This is a genomic window from Nitrosomonas communis (assembly GCF_001007935.1).
GTDB classification, from domain to species: domain Bacteria; phylum Pseudomonadota; class Gammaproteobacteria; order Burkholderiales; family Nitrosomonadaceae; genus Nitrosomonas; species Nitrosomonas communis.
Map to the genome: position 1 here is coordinate 1,365,343 of NZ_CP011451.1, position 20,848 is coordinate 1,386,190.

The window sequence follows — 20,848 nt, forward strand, 5'->3', positions numbered from 1 at the left end:
TGGTGTATGTGGGTGCTAAAACGCCTATCTCGGAAACTGAAGTTACTTTTTTTATCCATTTTCATTGGAATCATTTTTTTTATCGGTTGGTTTTATTACCTGGCCAATGCTGCAACCCAATTGCCCTTTATCCCATATGAATTTTCGATTGAATCAGGTAGCAATCTAAAGGACATTTCCAATCAATTAGTTGCAGATCATCTACTCCCTAATGCCTGGTCTTTTATCTTGCTATCAAAGATGCTTGGCTATGAATCATTAATAAAAGCAGGTGAATATGTACTTATTGAAGATGCCTCCCCTTTGCAATTACTGGAATACCTTGTTAAAGGGGATATCAGGCAAAATGAAATTCGGTTCATCGAAGGCTGGACATTTTCTGAACTTAGGAAAGCTTTAGATGAACACCCAGCAATTCGGCACGATACGCTTAATCTCGGTGAACAAGAGATTCTGCAGCTAATTGGCGCTTCTGAATTAAAAGCAGAAGGCTTATTTTTTCCGGATACCTATTTCTTTCCAAGAAATAGCAATGATGTCAGCATATTAAAACGTGCCTATCATACAATGCAAAATCACCTGAAAATAGCTTGGTCTTCTCGAAAAGAATCTCTTCCATTAAAGTCAGAATATGAAGGGTTGATCCTAGCTTCGATTATTGAAAAAGAAACTGGTAAGAAAAGTGACCGTAGCATGATCGCGGGTGTTTTAATTAATCGACTACGCTTAGGGATGAAACTGCAAGTTGATCCGACTGTTATTTACGGGATAGGTCAAGATTTTGATGGAAATTTGCGTAAACAGGACTTACTTACTGACCAAGAATACAACACTTATATGCGGTCTGGACTTCCTCCTTCACCTATTGCCATGCCTGGATTAGCCTCAATTCAGGCAGCTTTTAATCCAGCAGAAACTGATGCGCTTTATTTTGTTGCGAAGGGAAATGGTGAATCGCATTTTTCTACTAATCTGAAGGACCATAACCGTGCTGTGCATAAATACCAGAAACAGTAGTAACCATAACACTTCACACTTCTGAATTGATGCTTTCTTATAAAGTAAAATAATGCAATTCTCTATTGTCATTCCAACTCTTAATGAATCAGAAAATGTGGATTTACTGTTATCACGTTTATTTGCGCTTGATTTGTTACCAGGCAGCTTCGAAGTCATTTTTGTTGATGATGGATCAAAAGACGGAACGCCCACTAAAATACGTGAATGGGAAGCACATAATAAACATATTCATCTGGTTGAGAGGCAAGAGAAACCCGATCTGACTGCCTCAATTCTGGCAGGTGTAGCTATTGCCAAAAGTGATATTATCATGGTAATGGATGCAGATTTGAGTCATTTACCCGAGCAAGTTCCAGCGATTGTTGCCCCCATCTTGACCGGTAAATATGATGTTGCGGTAGGTAGTCGATATGTTTCGGGTGGAAGTACTCATGGTTGGCCTTTATATCGCCAATGGTTATCCCGTCTAGGGGGCTTTCTTGCACGCCCTATTTGTGATGTGAGCGATGCGACTTCCGGTTTTTTTGCATTTCGTCGTGAGCTTATCGCAAATATTGCAGAAAGGGCTCGCGGGTATAAAATTCTTCTTGAATTGTTAATGTCAGGCCAAGGTAATCTTAAAATTATAGAGATCCCTATCTCCTTTCATGACCGAACACATGGCACGTCAAAATTATCTCTTTCACATCATCTGATTTACCTCCAACGACTCATTACATTGGCTGGCGGCACAGCTTCTATCGGCACAGCTAGCCGTTTCGCAATTGTTGGGTTTGTGGGGGTTTTTGTTGATGCTTTTATATTCCAATGGATGATAAATTTGAGCTTTGGGCTCGCATTGGCTCATATCACCAGCTTTTTAGCAGCAGTCACAATTAATTATATACTTAATTCTAAATGGTCGTTTCGATCGCACTTGGAGGGCAGCCTTAATTGGCAACAATTTGGCCGTTTCTTAACTGTGGGATTGTTAGCATTGCTCTTACGTGGCGGCGTGCTGGCATTGCTTGTTTATACTTGGCATTTATCAGCCGAATTAGCAATATTCCCAGCAATTGCGGCAACGGCCATAATTAATTATCTTGGTTCAGCTTTTTATGTTTTTCCAGAAAGTAAAAATTGCCCCCCGTTAAATGTCCGATGGCAAGTGGCCGCAGTTGGAGTGGTACTTTTTGTTACTTTGTTGCGCCTAGTCTATCTTGGTCTCGCTCAACTCATTCCTGATGAAGCTTATTATTGGCAATATAGCCAGCACATGGACTTGAGTTTCTTTGATCATCCCCCCATGGTTGCCTGGCTAATCTGGCTGGGTACTGCAATAGCAGGTCAAAATGAGTTTGGTGTAAGGATTGGAGCCTTTATCTGTGGTTTAATCACAATGGGCTACTTATATGTATTTGCCCGTAATTTATATAATAAATCCACCGGCATGCGTGCCATCATGCTGCTATCTGTGCTGCCATTCGGCTTTGCTTCTGGCATAGTGATAACACCTGATGCACCTTTGATGGCCTCCTGGGCTGCTACTTTATACTATATGGAGCGTGCACTTATAGCTGATCGAAAGATAGCATGGTTAGGTATGGGAATTGCTTTTGGCCTGGGCCTGTTATCTAAATATACGATTGGATTATTAGGGATAGCCGCTCTAGCTTTTGTTATCTTGGATCCCAATGCACGACGCTGGCTGCTTCGGCCTTATCCCTATTTCGCAGCATTCCTCGCGCTCTTGTTGTTTTCACCTGTTGTTATTTGGAATTTTCAGAACGACTGGGTCTCTTTCTTATTTCAAACAGAACGACTTGGAGGAGGGGGTCATGTATTTTCTGTTCATTACCTTGTCTTATATGTCGCAATTATTCTAACTCCGATAGGCTTGTATGCTGCTTTGCAGGCACTATGGTATGTTGGTACCAACGGCAAGCATAATCAATGTGAGCGTAGACGCAATTTATTTATATTTATATTTACGGGCATTCCGCTGATAATTTTTTTGGGTATTAGTACATTTGATACCCCACGATTTCATTGGACTTGTCCGCTGTGGCTTGCAATTTTACCCACTATCGCCTGGATGATGGGACAAAATAGTGCTCTACAGACAGTCTCTAACCGTTTACGGGCGATTTGGCAACCAACTATTATTGTTTCTTTGCTAGCCTATGCATTTGTACTCCATTATGTGGTATTAGGTATTCCTGGCATACCCTACCAATTTCTTGCCGAGCATTATTTCTGGAAAGAAGCAGCTATTGAAATCGAAAAAATAGCTGAAGAAATCGAGTCTCAGAATGGACAAGCTCCCATTGTAGTAGGAATGAACAAATGGTCAATTGCAAGCGCTCTATCTTTTTACACTAAAGATAGTAGCAATATGGATATTCGCTCACGCAATATGTTCGGGGACAAGAGCGCCATGTATGATTTCTGGTATCCATCACACCCCGCTACTGACCGCCCTATTATTTTAATAGGCATAAAACGCCACACACTCGAGCATGATCGAGCAGGAAACGAAATTGACCGGATGCTTATCCAACCCAGTACGATACAATACAAAGCAGTGACACGGAATGGCACGCCCTTACGCCCTCTATACTACCGTACTGCCCAAGGGTATCGTGGCAGATCTATTTAAAAGTTATTCCATTTCTAAATCAAAAATGAGACGAAGGCGAGCCGCAGACAGTATAAATAATACGGCAAGGTGAAGCCGACAATGTCAGTTTTGATTTAGAAATGGAATTACTAGCCAATAAACTAAGCTAGCTGGATTTATATTGTGAGACTTTTTAATGACTATGCTTGAGCATAGTCTCAACTAGCCAAATAGAACCGATTCCTAAGCTAATGAGCACTACTTGTTGGATTGTGTCGCCTATTTCCGGTCGTTTATGCAAGCCCGGAATCAGATCTGCCATCGCCACATAAATCATGCATGCTGTTGCAATTGCAAGCATCGGTAAAACAAGATGATTGAGTTGATGCAGCATAAAATAGGCTAATACTCCTCCTACTACCGCCGAGGTACTTGACAGTAAATTAAGTAAAAGTGCTTGAGTGCGACTGTAACCAGAATTGAGTAAAATAATGAAATCACCAGCTTCTTGCGGGACTTCATGGGCAAAAATTGCAATAGCAGTCACGATGCCAAGCTGAACATCAACCATAAAGGCTGCAGCAATCAGGATACCATCCACAAAATTATGAAATGTGTCTCCTAACGTAATCATCAGGCCGCTACGACCATGATCACCTTGGGCCTCATAAATAGAGTGGCCATGCTCTGGATCATGCACTTCACATTCATCCATATGGCAGTGCCGCCACAAGACGAGTTTCTCCAAGATAAAAAAAAGCAGTATGCCGAGCAGAACGATAATCGTGATTTGCTTTGGATCCTCAGCAAGCTCTAGAGCCTCAGGGAGAGTATTTAAAAACGCTGCCCCTAACAATGCTCCAATAGCATATGAAACGAGCATAGATACCCAAGAACTACGGGTATTCAAGGTCAATATAGCTGCAAAAAAAATACTTATTAGACCACCAAGGAGGCTAGTCAAAATGATCCAGGCAAGAGTCGACATATAAGTTATTTTATGGAGAAATAAGGATGATGAAGGTGCGGCACTTCGTGTTTAGTGCTGTTCCATTCAAGGAATAAAACAGTTTTTCCTGAAGAATATTAATCAGAGTGATGCTAGTGGCTGGTTGCTTGCACCCAACAGTACATTCATTCTTTGATATGGATTCATTTAGGGATTACTTCGCACTGGATCGCTCCATTTTACACTTGCCCCAGTAGCTTGTTATCATTTAATCGTTACGTTAACCAAATCAGTGCGGCCATTCTGCCCGTCTGACCATCTCGACGATAAGAATAAAACCTTGTTGGATTACTAAAAGTACACTCATAGCCGCCATAAATTTTAGTCACACCCACATTTGTTAGTCGTTGCCGTGCTAATATAAATAAATCCGCGAACCATTTCTTGTTACTTTGACTTGGAGTAAAAGCGAAACTAGATTGGCTATCTTGCTTCAAGAATATTTCCTGCACTTCTTCTCCGACCTCAAAATGCTTAGGACCAATTGCAGGGCCCAGCCACGCAATAATCTCAGAGCTCTTACAAGCCATTTCCGAAATAGAGTTTTCAATTATTCCGTTAGCTAACCCCCGCCAACCGGCATGGGCAACACCTACAACAGTCCCTGCGGTATCACATAAAAATATGGGTAAACAGTCTGCTACTAATATTGCACACACCTTCCCGCTACAACGGCTCAATGCCGCATCACCTTCAGGCTCTACTACCTTTTTGTCCACCCACACTGGCTTTGCCCCATGAACTTGCTTCAACCAGCTTGGATCATTCGGCAAATATTGCCGTATTAATGCGCGATTTTGTTGTACTGATAAAAAATCATCCTGTACATGATCACCTAAATTTAATTCTGCATAAGTACCATTTCTGTTTTTACTCACGCCACTGTTTCGGGTTGTGAAAATCGCTTTAACATTGGAAGGTGATGGCCAGTTTGGAATAATCCAGTCGTGCATAAATGAGCGAGTTAATTGGTAGCCAGCCAGAAAATAGCAATTAGTACTACTGCCAGCATACTCAATAAATCCAAGTAATTTTCACTGAATAATTGATGGATACAACTTAGAAAAAGTTTGACAAACATACTCTATTTGCTCAGCAGTGTGCGCTGCATTTACACTGCACCGAACCAATGATTTACCTTCAGGTGCAGCTGGCGGAAGAATCAAATTGACGTAAATATTATTCTCCAACAAGCCGTTCCACAAGGCTAATGCCTGCTGTGGATTATCTAATATAGTTGCTACGATAGGACCAGGTTCCGGACCAACTTGATATCCCACTATTTTAAGGTGTGAATAGAGTTGCTGTGCGTTTCTCCAAAGCTGTTCACGTAATTTACTACCATTACGGAGCAATCTTAAAGCGACACGTGTTGCTGCAATGGTAGCTGGCGAAGGTGAAGCTGTAAAAATATAAGGATGACTCACATAGCGCAACTGATCAAGTTGCGGATGATTGCTGACACAATAACCGCCTATACCACATAAACTTTTACTAAAAGTACCTGTAATAAAATCAATTTCACTGCTGAGCTTAGTTTTCTCAGCTAAACCTTGTCCAGTTTCACCTAAAACACCAAGTGAATGTGCCTCATCAAGGAGTAAAGTACTACCATAAGCATTCTTTAAGTTCACAATTTCAGCTAAAGGCGCTTGATCACCCAGCATACTATAGATACCTTCAACAATAATGAGTGTGTTCTTGCTCCGCTCACCTAATCGTCGAAGACGTTTTTCTAAATCAGCCATATCATTATGCCGAAAGCGAATGATATCTGCTCCACTTAGAATACACCCATCATAAATACTTGCATGAGAATCACCGTCAATAAGTGCTACGTCCCCTGCTCCTATTAATCCAGAGATTGTTCCAAGATTTGCTTGATAACCTGTTGTAAAAACAATACATGACAGGCATTGATAAAATTCGGCAAACTCCATCTCTAGTGCACGGTGTCCTGAATAATTTCCGTTTGCCATTCGAGAGCCAGTGGTACCCGTTCCTTCTTTATCTATCGCTTCATGCGCTGCTTCTCTACATTCCGGTGCAAAGCTAAGCCCTAGGTAGTTATTAGTGCCAAGAAGCAGAATCCGGCGCTGACCGATTTTCGCTTCTGTTGGAGAATAGATTTCTTCTATGGGTATTCCAAAGGCACTTAATCCAGTGGGTAATTGAGCTTTCCTGGCTGCGGCTGCTGCATCAAGTTTTTCGAGTAAATTCATTTTGAATCAGACTTGATTCTGTAAATTAAATTAGCAAGATCATACACAGTAACGACATCTGTGAGAGCATTTAGCGGAATAGAAATATCAAAGTTATCTTCTAATTCCATAATGAGATTCAATAATTTTATGGAATCAATCGCCAATTGAGTAATAAGATTGGTTTCTGGCGTAATTTCCTGTTCTGCATTGGCAAAACTTGCTAAGCGTCGACATAATAAATCCAGAATGTCTTCTTGGTTAATTTCTACCATTGGTTAATTAAAAAATCTAAAGTTTGATCAATTGTGGCAATGTATCACAGAGGCGGAAATTAGGATACCAGTTCACTAAATTTTGCCGCAGAGGCGTTATATCGCACACCCAGTCTGGATGTTGTAATTCACATACTTTTCCAGGAGTCAGCATTGGCGAGTAACCTAATAAGCGAGACGCCCATAAATTAGCATGAGCAATTAATTGCAGTATTAAATCAGGTAATCTAATACATCTGACAGGCTTTCCTAAAACATCTTGTGCAATAGCAGCCACTGATCGGTAGGTATAACCACCCGGCGTGCCATCATCAATCTCAAAAGTTCCTTTAATGGGCTTATCAGTACACAACCAATATTGAATTGCTGACACCAAATCATTCACATGCAACAATCCGAAATGATTAATTAAATCACCGATTGCAGGTAGCACACCGTAGTGAGTTGCCTTAAAAAGAGGCTGAAGTTCTTTGTCACCAGGACCATATACAGCTGCAGGACGAAAGATCGTACATGGCATATTGTCTGAACAACTATTGATTAGTTGCTCAGCTTTAAATTTACTAGTTGCATACCATGAAAGCTTTGATTCTCTTGCTGCCAGAGAAGATACAAAAAGGAAGCGAGGACTTAAGTTTTGCTCCAGGATTGCGCGCAGGAGATTATCTGTTCCCACTACGTTATTCTGTAAAAAGCTTTCTAAAGAGTTACCTCTTACTGCGCCAGCACAATGTATGACAGCATATGCTCCTGAGACAAGCCGCCGCAGTGACTCGTGGTTATCCAAGTCTCCATGTACCCACTCTAGATTTTCTCGTTTTACAGATGAGAACTTCCGAGTTAATGCGCGAATTCTCCATTTACTTTCTAGCAGAGTATCAAGCAATGCTCGGCCGATAAATCCAGTGGCACCCGTTACTGCCACTACTTGTGACATTTACGATTATCTGTTATCTGTCTCCAGATTGAACTACGGATATCTGATCAGCTATATTTGCACGTTGAAGGAATCCTTGACGTGCCGCAAAACGCGACAGCTTACCAGACGATGTTCTTGGAAGCGTATGAGGTGGCACTAATTCAACAAGGCAGTTAACACCAAAAGCCATATAAACCATTTGTTGCAATCGACTCATGAGTGATTGCCTTTCTTCCACGGAGGTTAAACGGCACTCAACCACTAATACGACGATTGTTGTATCATCAGATCCACTAATGCCAAAGGCTGATGCTTCTCGTGATCTTACTTCAGGCTGTTGTTCAGCAAGTTCTTCTATATCTTGAGCACGAATATTTCGGCCGTTAACAATAATAACATCAGTACGACGTCCCGTAATGTACAAATCACCTTCAAGAATAAAGCCAATATCACCTGTATCAAGCCATTTCCCTGGCTTTAGTGCTTTTTTAGTTTCTTCATGGTTATTAAAGTATCCGGTCATAATGCTATCCCCCCGGACTAAAACACTTCCAACCATCATCTGAGGTAATTCTTCTCCATTATCATCAACAATCTTAACTGTATGCTCAGGAAGTGGCCTGCCACAATTGACAAACTCATTAAATTTTCTACCTTCTGCTTGTACCCGAACGGCCATTTTCTTTTCTACTAACGTTTTGGTATCGACTTGGATACTCATTACTCCTTGGTTAATCTTCGAAAAAGATACCGCGAGAGTCGATTCTGCCAAGCCATAGCAGGGTAAAAAAGCACGCTCATCAAATCCTGCCGCAGAAAATTTATCTGCAAAATTTCGTAATATATCTGGCCGAATCATTTCAGCTCCGATACCCGCTGCACGCCAGCAGCTTAGATCGAGCTCCTTCAGATCAGACTCACGAACTCTTAATGCACAAAGTTTGAGGCCAAACGGTTGACTAAAAGCAATAGTACATCGGTTACGGCTAATCAATTTTAACCATTGTAATGGTCTAATTGCAAAATCTCGTGTTGCGAGATAATCCACCGATAACTGTGCAGCCATTGGCGATAATACGAGGCCTACCAAACCCATATCATGATAAAACGGAAGCCAGGAAGCACAACGATCTTTTGCGCGTACTTCCAATCCATTACGTACGATCCCGCGAAGATTACACATCAAGGCCTGTTCTGTTATAACCACACCACGAGGCATGCGTGTACTACCTGAGGTAAATTGTAAATAAGCAGTTTCTTCCGGGGAATTAGGTTGAAAAACCACTTCTATCTCTGGAAGCAACTCAAGTTGACTAGGTGTTCCAACCCATTGCAAATGATCAGTATTTAAACCTTCAGCAGCTTCTTCAAGAAAACCAATAAAATCAAGATTAGCTATTGCAATACTTGCTTGGCTACTTTCAAGCATACCGCGCAATTGTCGAACATATATCGCATGGCTACCAAGATTAACCGGTATTGGCATTGCAAAAGGAACAAGGCCTGCATAACGGCACGCGAAAAACAATTCAATAAACTCAGGTGTTGTATCAGCAATTAATGCTACACGGTCTCCGCGCGCCAAACCGAAACTAGACAAGCGGCGAGCGGCCATAAGTGCGCTTTGTTTAAGTGCACTATAGGAAAGTACCGATCGTACTCCACCCTTTGCATCATAAAAATTGTATCCTGTCGTTCCGGCTGCCGCATATTCCAGCGCATCCGTCAACGTATCAAAATCTGCTAATCGTTGAGGCAGCGTGTTAGCTGTAGGTGTCGCTGCCATTGACAATTTGCTTGAAGGCTGAGTATCAGATTCTTGCATTAGCGGATCCCCCAGCGTAATTATTGTCGAACTCAAGATCTTCCCCTCGAAGTAATGGTGCTGGTCATCTTATTCTAAAACTATTTTAACGCAATAATCCCCAAAGACATTCTTATCAATGCGTTAGATAATCATCCATACGCTTCTATTGCTTCTATTTTTCGTTGCTTATTAAATACAACTGTCTCATATTCGCTGACGAAGGAGCTTATAGTAAGGGTGATTTCCCTGTCAAGGTTATATTAATTATGTGTTGTTTTATAGCAACAGTCTTATTATCATTAATTCAATCTATAAGACTTTAATTTCTAATTTAAATTTTATGAGCAAAAATTTAAACTGATGCATAATGAACGTGCATAATTACCGCCACAATGAATAGTAATCTCAAGCTGATCTTAGCCGTAACAATAGAACTATTCTTTTTCAAGAAAATAAAATTAGGCGGGAACCAGAATGTTTAATCTGATCCAGGAATAATGTTTAATCAAACTAATAAACCGGAAATGTTGCAAGCCAGTAGTATCGGATTAATTTCTACCAATTCCGCTTCTTACCTATAAAATAATATTAAGAAATAACCGATAGGCAGGCAATAATGCATTTGGATACAATCTACTCTTCAATGTAAGAAAAGGGATTGTTTTAAAATATTTAATATCTTTAAAAGCAAAAATAGGATATTGCTGTAAGAGTGAAAAAATTAATTGAATATTGAGTACAGCAATACTCCTTCTCATATGCACCCAAGCCGTTAAAATCAATAAGGCTAATTATGATACGACATATCAGATAGTTAAAGACAAATATCAAATATCCATAAGAGGCCAGCTAATCCTGAATTTTTTTCCGATACCTCTCTAAGTAGTATATTTTACATTACTCATGCCCAGACTGCTGTTATTTGGCTACGGTAACCCAGGTCGTGGCGATGACGCACTTGGTCCCAATCTTATTGATCATATTGCATTATTGGGATTTAGCCACGTCGAATGCCAAAGTGATATGCAGCTCCAGATTGAGCATGTGATGGACGTGGCCAGATGTCATCAGGCATTGTTTATCGATGCAGACTTATCATGCGCGGAACCATTTGTTTATTCCAAAGTAGTAGCAGAAAAAGACAGGAGCTACTCGACACATGCCATGACTCCATCCACCTTATTACACGTGTATCAGGAAGTGTATGGACAGGCTGCACCACAAACTTTTTTACTTCGGATTCGAGGCTATCATTTTGAGCTTGGTGCTGCGCTAAGCAACAGAGCAGACGCAAATCTTGAGGCAGCAGTAAAGTTTGTCAGCAGATTATGTGAAATGGATGATCTCAAAATCTTATGAAAAACTTCGTACCATCTATCATTTCTTCAAATGGATTTTTGAAGTTTCGTTTCGATAAGAACAGGAGAATTCAAGTTTGAAGTGTATTTTTATAAGGCTAACAAGAGCAAGAGGCAAGCTACAATAGCAGCTGAGCTTCTTGAACGATCAAATAAAAGAAGTATAGATGAAGCACTGGCAACAGCTTATCCGAGAGCAACGTATCAGATTCAGAGGTTATGGAAAGCAGGTTTTAAGCAAGAAGAGAATGGTAAATAGTGCCTCTATTCAGACAAACCGGGGGATAGTGGCCAACCTATGCGCAGTCAGAGACCGCGACACAAGTGCTATGCAAACGGAAGAAAGCGGTGTGGCACAATTCGCAACAAGATCAGCATCGATGACCCGCACGGAATGGTTGAGCAAAGCACGCGTATAGGTAATTGGGCAAGCGATACTTTGATCGGCAAGCGCCATCTCAAGGGGCACCGGTCACCATGGCAGAGCAGAAATCGCATCATATTCTCGTAGGCAGACTACCACCTAAACATGCTGAAGGGGTAACAGAAAGGACCCGCCAGCTTTACCCCCCTCACCAGCACAAATGTCATACTGTAACCTTTGAGAAGGGTAAGGAAATTGCCGGACATAAAACTATCGCAAGCTAATAATTGGCCATCCATTCTGTTGCGCATATCCCTCAAGAGTAGCATCAGGATCAACGGCAACAGGATGCGTCACTTTCTTCAGAAGCGGCAAATCATTCAGAGAATCACTGTAAAACCAGCTTTCCAGAAAAGAGAGCCAAGTAAGATTATGCTTATCCAACCATTGCTCTAATCGCGTGATTTTCCCTTCTCTGAAGGAGGGTATTCCTGATACTCGGCCTGTGAATTGACCTTCTTTTTGTTCTGGCTCAGTTGCAATTAGGTGATCAATGCCTAATATCCGTGCAATTGGAGCAGTTACAAAACTATTGGTTGCTGTTATGATGATGCATACATTACGTTCAAGTTTATGCTTAGCAACCAGATCATGCGCACCAGGCGCAATCAATGGCATGATTTTTTTTTGAATAAATTCACTGCGCCATGCATCAAGCTGCTCTCGTGAGTGACGCGCTAATGGCTTTAGCTGAAAATCGAGAAATTCATGAATATCCAGTGTACCCGCTTTGTATTGCTCATAAAATTCGATGTTGCGCGCTTCATACACTTCACGATCAAGCACTCTCTGTTCAATTAGAAATTGCGCCCATTGAAAATCACTATCTCCGGCAAGGAGTGTATTATCTAAATCAAATAAAGCCAACTTCATAAGGCTACCTGTAATAATTCGCGCAATAAAGGAAGTGTTATTGGTCGCTGCTTAGCAAGAGAGTAGCGGTCCAATGCATCAATTACTCTGATCAGAGCAGGTAAATTACGCTGCTGATGCTGCAGCAAATAATCGCAAATCTCATAAGGCAGCTCAAATCCGCAACTGATTGCATGATTCTTCATAGCTTCTCTCTTTTCCTCATCATTTAATTCATGTATCTGATAAACCAACCCCCAGGCAAGACGCGTAACTAAATCTTGCCGTAAAGACAGCCGTGCAGGGGATACTTCACCACTTACCAAAAACAATGCATCTCCCTCCTCTCGCACTTGGTTATAAAAGTTAAATAATCTGATTTGGGCAGCCGCCCCTAATCGCTCTACATTATCAATTGCCATACAACGAATAGAAGCGGCCTCAAACGCAAACTCACTATTAATTTCGCATGAAACATACATTGCTTTGAGTTCTTGTTGAATAAATGCCTCAACTACTGCCTGCAACAAATGGCTTTTACCACATCCAGAATTGCCCCATACGTAAATAAAACGCTCTAGATTTTGATTGGTTAAAGCATTTTTAAGCGTTTGTAGCAGCTCAAAATTATGTCCTGGAATAAAATTCTCCAGTGTAGGAGGCCGTGGTGACGAAATATCGAGTAATAGTTGTTTCATGGATGCATACTGGAACCATTTCAAGAACAATCCTGCATCATTTGTCTATCGATACAATCATCAATATTTACTTCAGGACAAACGAACCGTTCTAGACTTATAGTCTCCAATTTTTGGCAAATGTATAGTCAATACACCATTCTTGTAATTAGCTTCTGCTCTATCAATATCCACATTGTGTGGCAATGGAATCGAGCGCTGGAAGGATCCATAAGCACGTTCCATAATATGGTAAGTACTATCATGGGTAACCCTTTCGAAGCGTTTTTCTCCACTTAAATAGAGTTTGTTTCCATCAATGGTAATTTGCCAATCTTCCTTCTCAATACCAGGCGCTTCCACGCGCACAACGATCTCCTTATCTGTTTCCTCCACTTCTCCTGCTAGTAAACCCCATCGTGGAAAAACGGGTAGTTGACTTTCACTTTCAGTAGTCACTTCATTTTTGTCATCTTTATTACGGCCAAAATGAGTTAGCGCTTCTCCGCTCCGAGTGAGCAATTCGCGCCAACCATCAGACAGATTTTCCCATGCACGGCCCAACTCACGACCAATGCTTTTTCCTGCCTCTTTTAATGATTCGAGCATAATTCTCCCTCCATTTCATCATTTAAAAAATAGATTAATCATTATCTTATAATCAAGGATACTATCAACGTGACCAGCTCACTCGTAGCAAGTTTTCTTCCGGATTATAGTGAAACTCGAGCTCGCCCTGATAAGAATCATGGATCTTTTCGCCCATCCCACGCGCAAGATGGATATCTGTAGTAGTAATCAATGTGGAATCAGGTTTTTCTTCAATCTCCATGATGCGCTTAACGGGATGTTCTGCACGCTGGTACTTTTCCTCATGATGCACTAGATGCATGATTTCTTCGCGATGCGCTAAAAAGAAAGGCCCTTCCAGAGTCAAAAAACCCGCCGGATAATGATCATGAATGCGATGGCAAGCAGAGCACATTTCTTGATGTGCGTTTGCTGGCGCAGGCAACCACTGCCAGCGTCCCTCATGAAAAACTGCATTACATTCTGGACAAACGGTTGGTTCATGTAACTTACCTCTGAGCTTATAAGCATCGTGTACTTTCTCCTGAAAAATACCATCACGTCGAGTAATCGTATAGAAGCCAGGGGGGACCGTAGAAAAACTTTTATTAGAATGACTCATAGCACATGCCTCCTTTAATAAATATGAAATATAAGTGTCATGACTTGATTTAATAAGGCACAAGGTTCAATTTAGATCATATTACTTTTTGATCGATCAAAACTACGGATCTACGGATTCTGCATTCTTAAGTCTCATATCCTACCTCTCTTTTAAATGATTAACCAGACTGCCGTCATAAAACTGATTACACTATCCATTTAAGCGGATGGTTTGAGTAACAGCCAGAAAGGAGGAAAAAGAAATGTTTCATGATCGTAAAGAAGCAGCCATCTTATTGGCAGAGCAACTGAATCCGTATCAGGGTCAGCATCCATTGGTATTAGCGATTCCACGTGGTGCTGTACCAATGGCGAAAATTATTGCCGATACGCTAAAGGGTGACATGGATGTCGTGCTCGTGCGTAAATTACGTGCTCCTGACAACCCGGAATTTGCAATTGGCTCAATAGATGAAACAGGTTGGACTTACCTGGCCGAATATGCCCATCAAGTGGTAAGCAATCCAGCTTATATTGAGCAGGAAAAAACGTCTCAACTCGAAGTCATGCATGAACGGCGCAACAGTTATACACCGATTCGTCCACCTCTTGATCCACAAGGACGTATCGTGATCATAGTAGATGATGGTCTGGCAACCGGCTCTACTATGATTGCTGCTCTGCATGCCGTACGCGCTAAACATCCTCAAAAATTGATATGTGCGGTACCCGTTGCACCACCTGATACTTTGGCTAAAGTTACACCTTATGCTGATGAGATCGTTTGCCTGGAGGCACCAGAACTGTTTTACTCAGTAGGACAATTTTATCAGTCATTTCCTCAGGTTAGTGATGAGGAGGTGATTACGCTATTGAGCAAAAACGACAAATAATTATTTGGGAATACTGAAATGCTGGACAAACCAGTCTGCTGCATGACGCGCAACCTGTTCCAGCGTGCCAGGTTCCTCAAATAAGTGGGTTGCTCCTGAAATCAAGGTAAGTCGCTTTTCACAATTCAATAGTGAATAAGCTTGTTGATTTAATTCAATCACCTCGTAATCTGCTCCACCAACAAGTAGCAAGGTAGGAGCATTAACTTCTCTTAAGGCCTGTTCACCAGCGAGATCAGGGCGCCCACCGCGCGACACGATAGCCGTAATTTTATTCCCCAATTTTGCGGCAGCCTGCAGTGCAGCGGCAGCGCCTGTACTGGCACCAAAATATCCTGCTTGCGATGATTGCGTCTTTGATTCCCCTTCCAACCATGCGGTGGCGGCAAGCAGACGTCGTGTGAGCAATTCGATATCAAAGCGTGTTGCATAATCCCGATCTTCTTCTTGCGTCAGCAGATCAAATAATAGCGTGCCGATCCCATGATCCTGTAGCACTTTGGCTACATAGGTATTACGGGGACTAAAGCGGCTACTACCACTGCCATGCGCAAATAACACCACACCTGCTGCAGCAGATGGTAACACCAATTCACCACCTAGTCGGGCAGCGCCATCCTGAATCAATACCTCACTCATACTAACCTCCTATAGTAACCGACATGCGCCGTCTGCCAAATGTCTCGGCATATTCATCAAAACGTCCTGCAATAGCAATATCGCAATCAGGACAATGGCTATTGGAAGTGAGACGATAGTGGGCGATTTCATACCAGTCACGCTCAATCAAGGTGGTACTACATGATGGGCAGAAGGTGATATCTCCGTCTTTATTATGCATATTTCCCGTATAAACGTAATTGAGCCCTGCCATGTGGGCAATGTTACGCGCTCGAATAAGCGTACTCATTGGAGTGCTTGGCATATCAATCATTTTGTAGTCGGGATGAAATGCGGTGAAGTGTATCGGCACCTCCACACCAAGTTCTCTTGCCACCCATTCACTCAGTGCCTGCAACTCTTCTGTAGAATCATTGAGCCCGGGGATTAATAATGTAGTTAGCTCAAGCCATACCTGCGTTTCGTGCTTGAGGTATTTCAATGTCTCGAGCACTGGCTGCAAGCGCGAGCCGGTTTGCTTGACATAAAATTCCTCTGTAAATGCTTTTAGATCGACATTAGCGGCATCCATTTTAGCGAAGAAATCGCGCCGAGGCTCAGCATGGATATACCCGGCAGTAACTGCGACGGTCTTAATATTGCGCTCATGACATGCATCGGCCACATCCATGGCATATTCTGCAAAAATGACCGGGTCGTTATAAGTAAAAGCAACACTTTTACAACCCAAACGTTCAGCAGTTCGCGCAATAGCTTCCGAGCTTGCCTGATCAGCAAGATTATCGAAATTACGTGATTTGGAAATATCCCAGTTCTGACAAAATTTGCAGGCAAGATTACACCCTGCAGTGCCAAACGACAGCACGCTGCTGCCCGGATAAAAGTGATTCAGCGGCTTTTTTTCAATAGGATCAACACAGAAACCCGAAGAACGACCATAGGTCGTCAGCGCCATTTCATCATCTAGCCGGCCGCGCACGAAGCAGACACCGCGCTGTCCTTCATGCAATCTACAATCACGTGGACACAAATCACATTGGATACGTCCATCACTCAACCAATGCCAATACTTAGCAGGATATCGTTCTGCACTGCTAATCGGTTCATCCATTTAGGTATTCCTCCATATCTTCAACTTCACGCCATTTGGTTACGGTATAACGCGACAGCTTGATCCCTTCTGCCCAAAAATCTGCAGGTAACCCTGCCTTCCGCTTCAACATGGCGAGAAATTGATGAGGCTGTGAAAGCTCCTGCCATACTTGGGGCAGAAATGTACTGCGATAGCAACCACATTCAAACACGATGCCATCTATACCAGGTCGCAGCTGCGCCAGCGCATCCGCTTCGTCTTGCACTAACATCGCCAGCCTCGATGACAGCAACGAAATTTCGATATGGGTATCATCAAACTCAGCGGTAAGCAAAGGTGCGAAGCATGGATCATGTAAAGCAGCAGACACCGCATTGCGTTTGACATCCATTAATAATGATCGTTGCGCCTCAAGTGAGCCAATACAACCACGCAATTTCCCCTCCTGCATCAGCGTAACAAAACACGCACCCAACTCTTGCAGCCAAGGCGCATGCTCATCGCTCTCCGACCGGTACGCAATATTCAAAGCACGAGCAATCGCAGCCCGCGCAATTGATAATAGCCCTCTTCCTTGCTCAGGCAGCATAGTCAGTGTTCCCAAGCGGTGAATTGAGCAATGTGCAAGCAAATGCACCATAACCCATTACCTGCCCGCGCGGGCCTGCGGTATCACCCGAGTTGCGCAAATCCAGTAAATGCGGAGTCAAGTGATGTTTGCGTGCAGCCAGCATCAAGCCATTAATGGGCATCGCACCACAGGCATGTTCATGATCGACAGTGTGGTTTAATTGAAGAATAGAGGAAGCAGTCTGACTATCTTCACGTTGCGCGATAGCATAGGATAGATAGTGCGACAGATCGGGGCTCACAATAATCAAGGTTTTCTCACTTTCCCATAAACAATCCAATACTTCAGCGATTTCCTCAGCCAAGGACATCCCCACGACCAAAGGTACAATCGAGAAATCCGTTAAGTACTTTGCAAAAATGGCAATTGCACTTCCAAGGAATGCACCAACGCATGCGCTTGCGGGCTGACCGTCACCTGGGGTAAATGTATGATGTCAGTGATGGCGGCTGTATCAATCATCATTTGACCTAGTGGTGAGGTAAAAGCATTAACATCCGGCAACGCCAAACCACGTACTGCCACATGGTGCGCCGGACCTAGCAAGATGATACGCCGAATACACTCAACAAAGGAACAAAGCGTGATGTACGCTGACGCTGCAATCGCACCCGAATAGATATAGCCAGCATGCGGCACAATCAATGCTTTAAGTATTAATTTATGCGACTGGGCAGCGCTCAATAATTGCTCGATATGCTCAGCTAGTTGTTGCGAATCGGCTGGATGAAATAGCCCTGCTACAGCAGGGGGCGGACGGTAACCATGAAAAATTTCCCTCAATCAGATGACCGCTAATATAAGGGTAATCTCTTAAAAATTAGGGAAATATCAATTGGAATTAAATCATTGCGAGATTAAAAAACAATAAAAACAATCAAGAACGCATCGTATCCAGATATTGCTTATGCAAATTGATCACGCTGCTCCATCCTTGAGATTGCATCAGTGTGGCAAATGTCGCAAGTAGCAAATCTACGATTGCATCCAAATAAGATACAAATACAAAATCCACGCCAGGAGTCAATTAATACAGCAAATTCTAGCCCAATCACCAATAAACCCATCACTTATAGACCACGTCAGAGCTCTGCCAGCACACGATCGTTTCATACATAAGGATACAGCCGCTTTCGTCAAATTGGCGGTATCCACTCATTGATTTAGGAAATCAAGAAATTTCTATCATGGAGCAGGTAAAACGACACAATGAGTGCAAGCAATAAATTCATTAAAAAATCTAATATCGCCAGCCGATACTGATATAAGCAATCACTCGGCTAAGATAAAACGCGCCAGTATTGGCCCAGGAGATAAATCAGTGTTCCAAGCACGCCGATAAAAATGATCTACCAAAGAGAATGTTGATCTTCAGAGTGTTTAGTGTTCATTTGCGGTAAAATTACATTTTACTAAAATGTGACACTCTATCCGTAACCAAGTGAGAACTCAACTTGACTTCATCTAACCCCCAACATCCTAAATCAGATCAGCTATCCTATCGCGACGCCGGCGTAAACCTTGATGCAGGCAATCTTCTGGTTGAGAAGATCAAACCTTTTGCTCAACGCACATGGCGTCCAGAAATACTCGCCGGCATCGGAGGTTTCGGTGCACTCTTTGAAGTCCCGCATAAATACCGTCATCCTGTATTAGTATCGGGAACTGATGGGGTAGGCACTAAATTGAAACTTGCCTTTCAATTTAACCAGCACGACAGTATTGGAATCGATCTGGTTGCCATGAGCGTCAATGATATTCTCGTGCAAGGTGCAGAACCCTTGTTCTTTTTGGACTATTTTGCTTGTGGCAGACTAGACGTCGATACTGCTGCTCGGGTTGTTCAAAGTATTGCAGCAGGTTGCATGCAAGCTGGATGCGCCTTAATTGGGGGTGAGACAGCTGAAATGCCCGGCATGTACCCAGAAGGTGAATACGATCTGGCCGGTTTTGCGGTAGGCGTCGTAGAGAAAGATAGCATTATTAATGGCTCTTCCATTACGGAAAACGATGTCGTTCTCGGAATTACTTCCAATGGCGTGCACTCGAATGGCTTTTCATTAATCCGCAAAATTATTGAAAAACATGCTATTGATTTGAACAACAAGCTCGAAAATGGCACGCTGATAGAAGCTATTATGGCACCAACCCGTATCTACGTAAAACCTGTACTAGAGCTATTCAGACGATTACCGGTAAAAGGTATAGCTCATATTACCGGGGGAGGGTTACTAGAAAATATTCCACGCATTCTGCCTATGAGAACAATGGCTTACGTTAACAAAGAATCTTGGGAAATTCCTCCTTTATTTCATTGGCTCCAACAGCAAGGCAACGTTACTGATGAAGAAATGTTCCGGGTTTTCAATTGCGGTATAGGAATGGTTTTGGTGGTTGCGCCAGAGTATGCAAAAGAAGCCATAGCTGTCTTGCATGATAATGGAGAAACAGTCTGGCAAATCGGTCATATCAAGCAACGTGATGCTAATGAACCAGCTATTCTGATTGTTTGATCAGTCATACCTTATGAAATCCTTGGTTATTCTTATTTCTGGTAGAGGTAGCAACATGCAGATGTTGCTCGATGCCAAACTCCCGGCAAAGGCCATCACTGTGATCAGCAATAATCCGGCTGCAACAGGATTAGAAATTGCAAGATCGCGTCATATCGAAACACATGTGTTAGATCATCGTGCTTATCCCAGCCGCGAATTGTTCGATGCTGCGCTCGCAGAAAAAATTGATGCCTGCCAACCTGACTTAATAGCACTTGCTGGTTTCATGCGCATTCTTAGTAATAGTTTTGTTAGCCGTTATCAGAATCGATTAATCAATATTCACCCCTCCTTATTACCCGCATTCTCCGGTTTGAATACGCACGCACGCGCAATCAATGAAGGTGTAAAAATACATGGATGTACGGTACATTTTGTTACCCCACAGCTTGATCATGGTCCCATTATTATTCAGGCTGCGGTACCTGTCCTGCCAGAAGATACCACTGAAACCCTGGCTGCACGGGTTCTCCAACAGGAACATTTGATTTACCCGCAAGCTGTACGCTGGTTTCTGGAAGATCGGCTTATGCTTACCAGTAATAGTATAAAAATTCGAGAAGCAACTACAGAACAATATGTTTTATATTCGCCTCGGTTAGATCAATAAACATTTGCTTCAAACGCATTGGGCATTCCAAAATTAATTTTTGCTGTGTCTTTAATCAATGCGGTAGCGCCCGTCGTCAAAAACAAACCATTCTCATAGGCCAATCTGAAGCGCTGACAAAATATTCTCTT

General features: G+C 42.5%; 21 protein-coding genes and 1 pseudogene. 8 read left to right on the plus strand and 14 right to left on the minus strand.

Annotation, left to right across the window (positions count from 1 at the left end):
- Positions 1-6 precede the first annotated feature (6 nt).
- On the plus strand, positions 7-1,017 hold the full coding sequence (mltG, locus tag AAW31_RS06220; RefSeq protein WP_046849582.1) for an endolytic transglycosylase MltG: 1,011 nt from the start codon (positions 7-9) through the stop codon (positions 1,015-1,017).
- Between the two features lie 52 nt (positions 1,018-1,069).
- A complete protein-coding gene (locus AAW31_RS06225; protein ID WP_046849583.1) occupies positions 1,070-3,658 on the plus strand; it encodes a glycosyltransferase family 39 protein in 2,589 nt (862 codons plus the stop codon).
- A 154-nt stretch (positions 3,659-3,812) separates the two neighbouring features.
- On the opposite strand, the gene AAW31_RS06230 is transcribed toward AAW31_RS06225, so the two are convergent.
- The 6 genes from AAW31_RS06230 to AAW31_RS06255 form a co-directional block, all read right to left on the minus strand.
- Positions 3,813-4,607, minus strand: a complete 795-nt coding sequence (locus AAW31_RS06230) for a ZIP family metal transporter (protein ID WP_046849584.1) — start codon at positions 4,605-4,607, stop codon at positions 3,813-3,815.
- A gap of 236 nt (positions 4,608-4,843) precedes the next feature.
- Positions 4,844-5,581, minus strand: a complete 738-nt coding sequence (gene pgeF, locus AAW31_RS06235; protein ID WP_046849585.1) for a peptidoglycan editing factor PgeF — start codon at positions 5,579-5,581, stop codon at positions 4,844-4,846.
- A gap of 81 nt (positions 5,582-5,662) precedes the next feature.
- Complete coding sequence (gene spt / locus AAW31_RS06240; protein WP_082110353.1) at positions 5,663-6,850, minus strand: serine palmitoyltransferase; 1,188 nt, start codon at positions 6,848-6,850, stop codon at positions 5,663-5,665.
- Positions 6,847-7,104: an acyl carrier protein gene (locus AAW31_RS06245; protein ID WP_046849586.1), complete on the minus strand. Its 258-nt coding sequence runs from the start codon at positions 7,102-7,104 to the stop codon at positions 6,847-6,849. The genes spt and AAW31_RS06245 overlap by 4 nt, the downstream gene beginning before the upstream one ends.
- A 16-nt stretch (positions 7,105-7,120) precedes the next feature.
- Complete coding sequence (locus AAW31_RS06250; protein ID WP_046849587.1) at positions 7,121-8,041, minus strand: NAD-dependent epimerase/dehydratase family protein; 921 nt, start codon at positions 8,039-8,041, stop codon at positions 7,121-7,123.
- A gap of 13 nt (positions 8,042-8,054) precedes the next feature.
- Complete coding sequence (locus AAW31_RS06255) at positions 8,055-9,884, minus strand: fatty acyl-AMP ligase (protein ID WP_046849588.1); 1,830 nt, start codon at positions 9,882-9,884, stop codon at positions 8,055-8,057.
- Positions 9,885-10,733: 849 nt separating this feature from the next.
- Here AAW31_RS06255 and AAW31_RS06260 point away from each other — a divergent pair.
- The 3 genes from AAW31_RS06260 (at position 10,734) to AAW31_RS21200 (ending at position 11,836) form a co-directional block, all read left to right on the plus strand.
- Positions 10,734-11,189 (plus strand): hydrogenase maturation protease, encoded by a 456-nt coding sequence (locus tag AAW31_RS06260; RefSeq protein WP_046849589.1) that lies wholly within the window; start codon positions 10,734-10,736, stop codon positions 11,187-11,189.
- 166 nt (positions 11,190-11,355) lie between these two features.
- Positions 11,356-11,607, plus strand: coding sequence for a hypothetical protein (locus AAW31_RS20465; RefSeq protein WP_144412863.1), 252 nt, complete (start codon positions 11,356-11,358; stop codon positions 11,605-11,607).
- 58 nt (positions 11,608-11,665) lie between these two features.
- Positions 11,666-11,836: a hypothetical protein gene (locus AAW31_RS21200; protein WP_158441411.1), complete on the plus strand. Its 171-nt coding sequence runs from the start codon at positions 11,666-11,668 to the stop codon at positions 11,834-11,836.
- On the opposite strand, the gene AAW31_RS06270 is transcribed toward AAW31_RS21200, so the two are convergent.
- The 4 genes from AAW31_RS06270 to AAW31_RS06285 all read right to left on the minus strand — a co-directional run bounded on the left by AAW31_RS06270 (position 11,823) and on the right by AAW31_RS06285 (position 14,333).
- The gene (locus tag AAW31_RS06270; RefSeq protein WP_046849591.1) at positions 11,823-12,485 is read right to left on the minus strand and encodes a histidinol-phosphatase; all 663 of its coding nucleotides are present in this window, start codon (positions 12,483-12,485) and stop codon (positions 11,823-11,825) included. The genes AAW31_RS21200 and AAW31_RS06270 overlap by 14 nt on opposite strands.
- Positions 12,482-13,162, minus strand: a complete 681-nt coding sequence (gene hda / locus AAW31_RS06275) for a DnaA regulatory inactivator Hda (RefSeq protein ID WP_046849592.1) — start codon at positions 13,160-13,162, stop codon at positions 12,482-12,484. Before hda ends, AAW31_RS06270 begins: the two co-directional genes overlap by 4 nt.
- Positions 13,163-13,234: 72 nt before the next feature.
- Complete coding sequence (locus AAW31_RS06280; RefSeq protein WP_046849593.1) at positions 13,235-13,750, minus strand: Hsp20/alpha crystallin family protein; 516 nt, start codon at positions 13,748-13,750, stop codon at positions 13,235-13,237.
- A gap of 64 nt (positions 13,751-13,814) precedes the next feature.
- Positions 13,815-14,333 (minus strand): BCAM0308 family protein, encoded by a 519-nt coding sequence (locus tag AAW31_RS06285; protein WP_046849594.1) that lies wholly within the window; start codon positions 14,331-14,333, stop codon positions 13,815-13,817.
- 244 nt (positions 14,334-14,577) lie between these two features.
- Between AAW31_RS06285 and AAW31_RS06290 the strand changes: the two genes are divergently transcribed.
- Complete coding sequence (locus tag AAW31_RS06290) at positions 14,578-15,207, plus strand: phosphoribosyltransferase (protein WP_046849595.1); 630 nt, start codon at positions 14,578-14,580, stop codon at positions 15,205-15,207.
- On the opposite strand, the gene AAW31_RS06295 is transcribed toward AAW31_RS06290, so the two are convergent.
- From AAW31_RS06295 to amrB, 4 genes and pseudogenes are all read right to left on the minus strand, one after another.
- Positions 15,208-15,846 carry a dienelactone hydrolase family protein gene (locus tag AAW31_RS06295; protein WP_046849596.1) on the minus strand — a complete coding sequence of 213 codons (639 nt, stop codon included), beginning with the start codon at positions 15,844-15,846 and terminating at the stop codon, positions 15,208-15,210.
- 1 nt (position 15,847) lies between these two features.
- Positions 15,848-16,939 carry an AmmeMemoRadiSam system radical SAM enzyme gene (amrS, locus tag AAW31_RS06300; protein WP_046849597.1) on the minus strand — a complete coding sequence of 364 codons (1,092 nt, stop codon included), beginning with the start codon at positions 16,937-16,939 and terminating at the stop codon, positions 15,848-15,850.
- On the minus strand, positions 16,932-17,561 hold the full coding sequence (gene amrA / locus AAW31_RS06305; protein ID WP_235264514.1) for an AmmeMemoRadiSam system protein A: 630 nt from the start codon (positions 17,559-17,561) through the stop codon (positions 16,932-16,934). The genes amrS and amrA overlap by 8 nt, the downstream gene beginning before the upstream one ends.
- Positions 17,500-18,335: pseudogene (gene amrB, locus AAW31_RS06310) on the minus strand (AmmeMemoRadiSam system protein B). Before amrB ends, amrA begins: the two are co-directional and overlap by 62 nt.
- Positions 18,336-19,006: 671 nt before the next feature.
- Here amrB and purM point away from each other — a divergent pair.
- Positions 19,007-20,065, plus strand: coding sequence for a phosphoribosylformylglycinamidine cyclo-ligase (purM, locus tag AAW31_RS06315; protein ID WP_046849599.1), 1,059 nt, complete (start codon positions 19,007-19,009; stop codon positions 20,063-20,065).
- A 13-nt stretch (positions 20,066-20,078) separates the two neighbouring features.
- Positions 20,079-20,717, plus strand: a complete 639-nt coding sequence (gene purN, locus AAW31_RS06320; RefSeq protein ID WP_046849600.1) for a phosphoribosylglycinamide formyltransferase — start codon at positions 20,079-20,081, stop codon at positions 20,715-20,717.
- Positions 20,718-20,848: the final 131 nt, after the last annotated feature.

Bases quoted from the DNA above. Each gene is read 5' to 3' on its own strand.
- mltG (WP_046849582.1), top strand. From the start codon at position 7: ATGTGGGTGCTAAAACGCCTATCTCGGAAACTGAAGTTACTTTTTTTA.
- AAW31_RS06225 (WP_046849583.1), top strand. From the start codon at position 1,070: ATGCAATTCTCTATTGTCATTCCAACTCTTAATGAATCAGAAAATGTG.
- AAW31_RS06230 (WP_046849584.1), bottom strand. From the start codon at position 4,607: ATGTCGACTCTTGCCTGGATCATTTTGACTAGCCTCCTTGGTGGTCTA.
- pgeF (WP_046849585.1), bottom strand. From the start codon at position 5,581: ATGCACGACTGGATTATTCCAAACTGGCCATCACCTTCCAATGTTAAA.
- spt (WP_082110353.1), bottom strand. From the start codon at position 6,850: ATGAATTTACTCGAAAAACTTGATGCAGCAGCCGCAGCCAGGAAAGCT.
- AAW31_RS06245 (WP_046849586.1), bottom strand. From the start codon at position 7,104: ATGGTAGAAATTAACCAAGAAGACATTCTGGATTTATTATGTCGACGC.
- AAW31_RS06250 (WP_046849587.1), bottom strand. From the start codon at position 8,041: ATGTCACAAGTAGTGGCAGTAACGGGTGCCACTGGATTTATCGGCCGA.
- AAW31_RS06260 (WP_046849589.1), top strand. From the start codon at position 10,734: ATGCCCAGACTGCTGTTATTTGGCTACGGTAACCCAGGTCGTGGCGAT.
- AAW31_RS20465 (WP_144412863.1), top strand. From the start codon at position 11,356: ATGAAGCACTGGCAACAGCTTATCCGAGAGCAACGTATCAGATTCAGA.
- AAW31_RS21200 (WP_158441411.1), top strand. From the start codon at position 11,666: ATGGCAGAGCAGAAATCGCATCATATTCTCGTAGGCAGACTACCACCT.
- AAW31_RS06270 (WP_046849591.1), bottom strand. From the start codon at position 12,485: ATGAAGTTGGCTTTATTTGATTTAGATAATACACTCCTTGCCGGAGAT.
- hda (WP_046849592.1), bottom strand. From the start codon at position 13,162: ATGAAACAACTATTACTCGATATTTCGTCACCACGGCCTCCTACACTG.
- AAW31_RS06280 (WP_046849593.1), bottom strand. From the start codon at position 13,750: ATGCTCGAATCATTAAAAGAGGCAGGAAAAAGCATTGGTCGTGAGTTG.
- AAW31_RS06285 (WP_046849594.1), bottom strand. From the start codon at position 14,333: ATGAGTCATTCTAATAAAAGTTTTTCTACGGTCCCCCCTGGCTTCTAT.
- AAW31_RS06290 (WP_046849595.1), top strand. From the start codon at position 14,578: ATGTTTCATGATCGTAAAGAAGCAGCCATCTTATTGGCAGAGCAACTG.
- AAW31_RS06295 (WP_046849596.1), bottom strand. From the start codon at position 15,846: ATGAGTGAGGTATTGATTCAGGATGGCGCTGCCCGACTAGGTGGTGAA.
- amrS (WP_046849597.1), bottom strand. From the start codon at position 16,939: ATGGATGAACCGATTAGCAGTGCAGAACGATATCCTGCTAAGTATTGG.
- amrA (WP_235264514.1), bottom strand. From the start codon at position 17,561: ATGGTGCATTTGCTTGCACATTGCTCAATTCACCGCTTGGGAACACTG.
- purN (WP_046849600.1), top strand. From the start codon at position 20,079: ATGAAATCCTTGGTTATTCTTATTTCTGGTAGAGGTAGCAACATGCAG.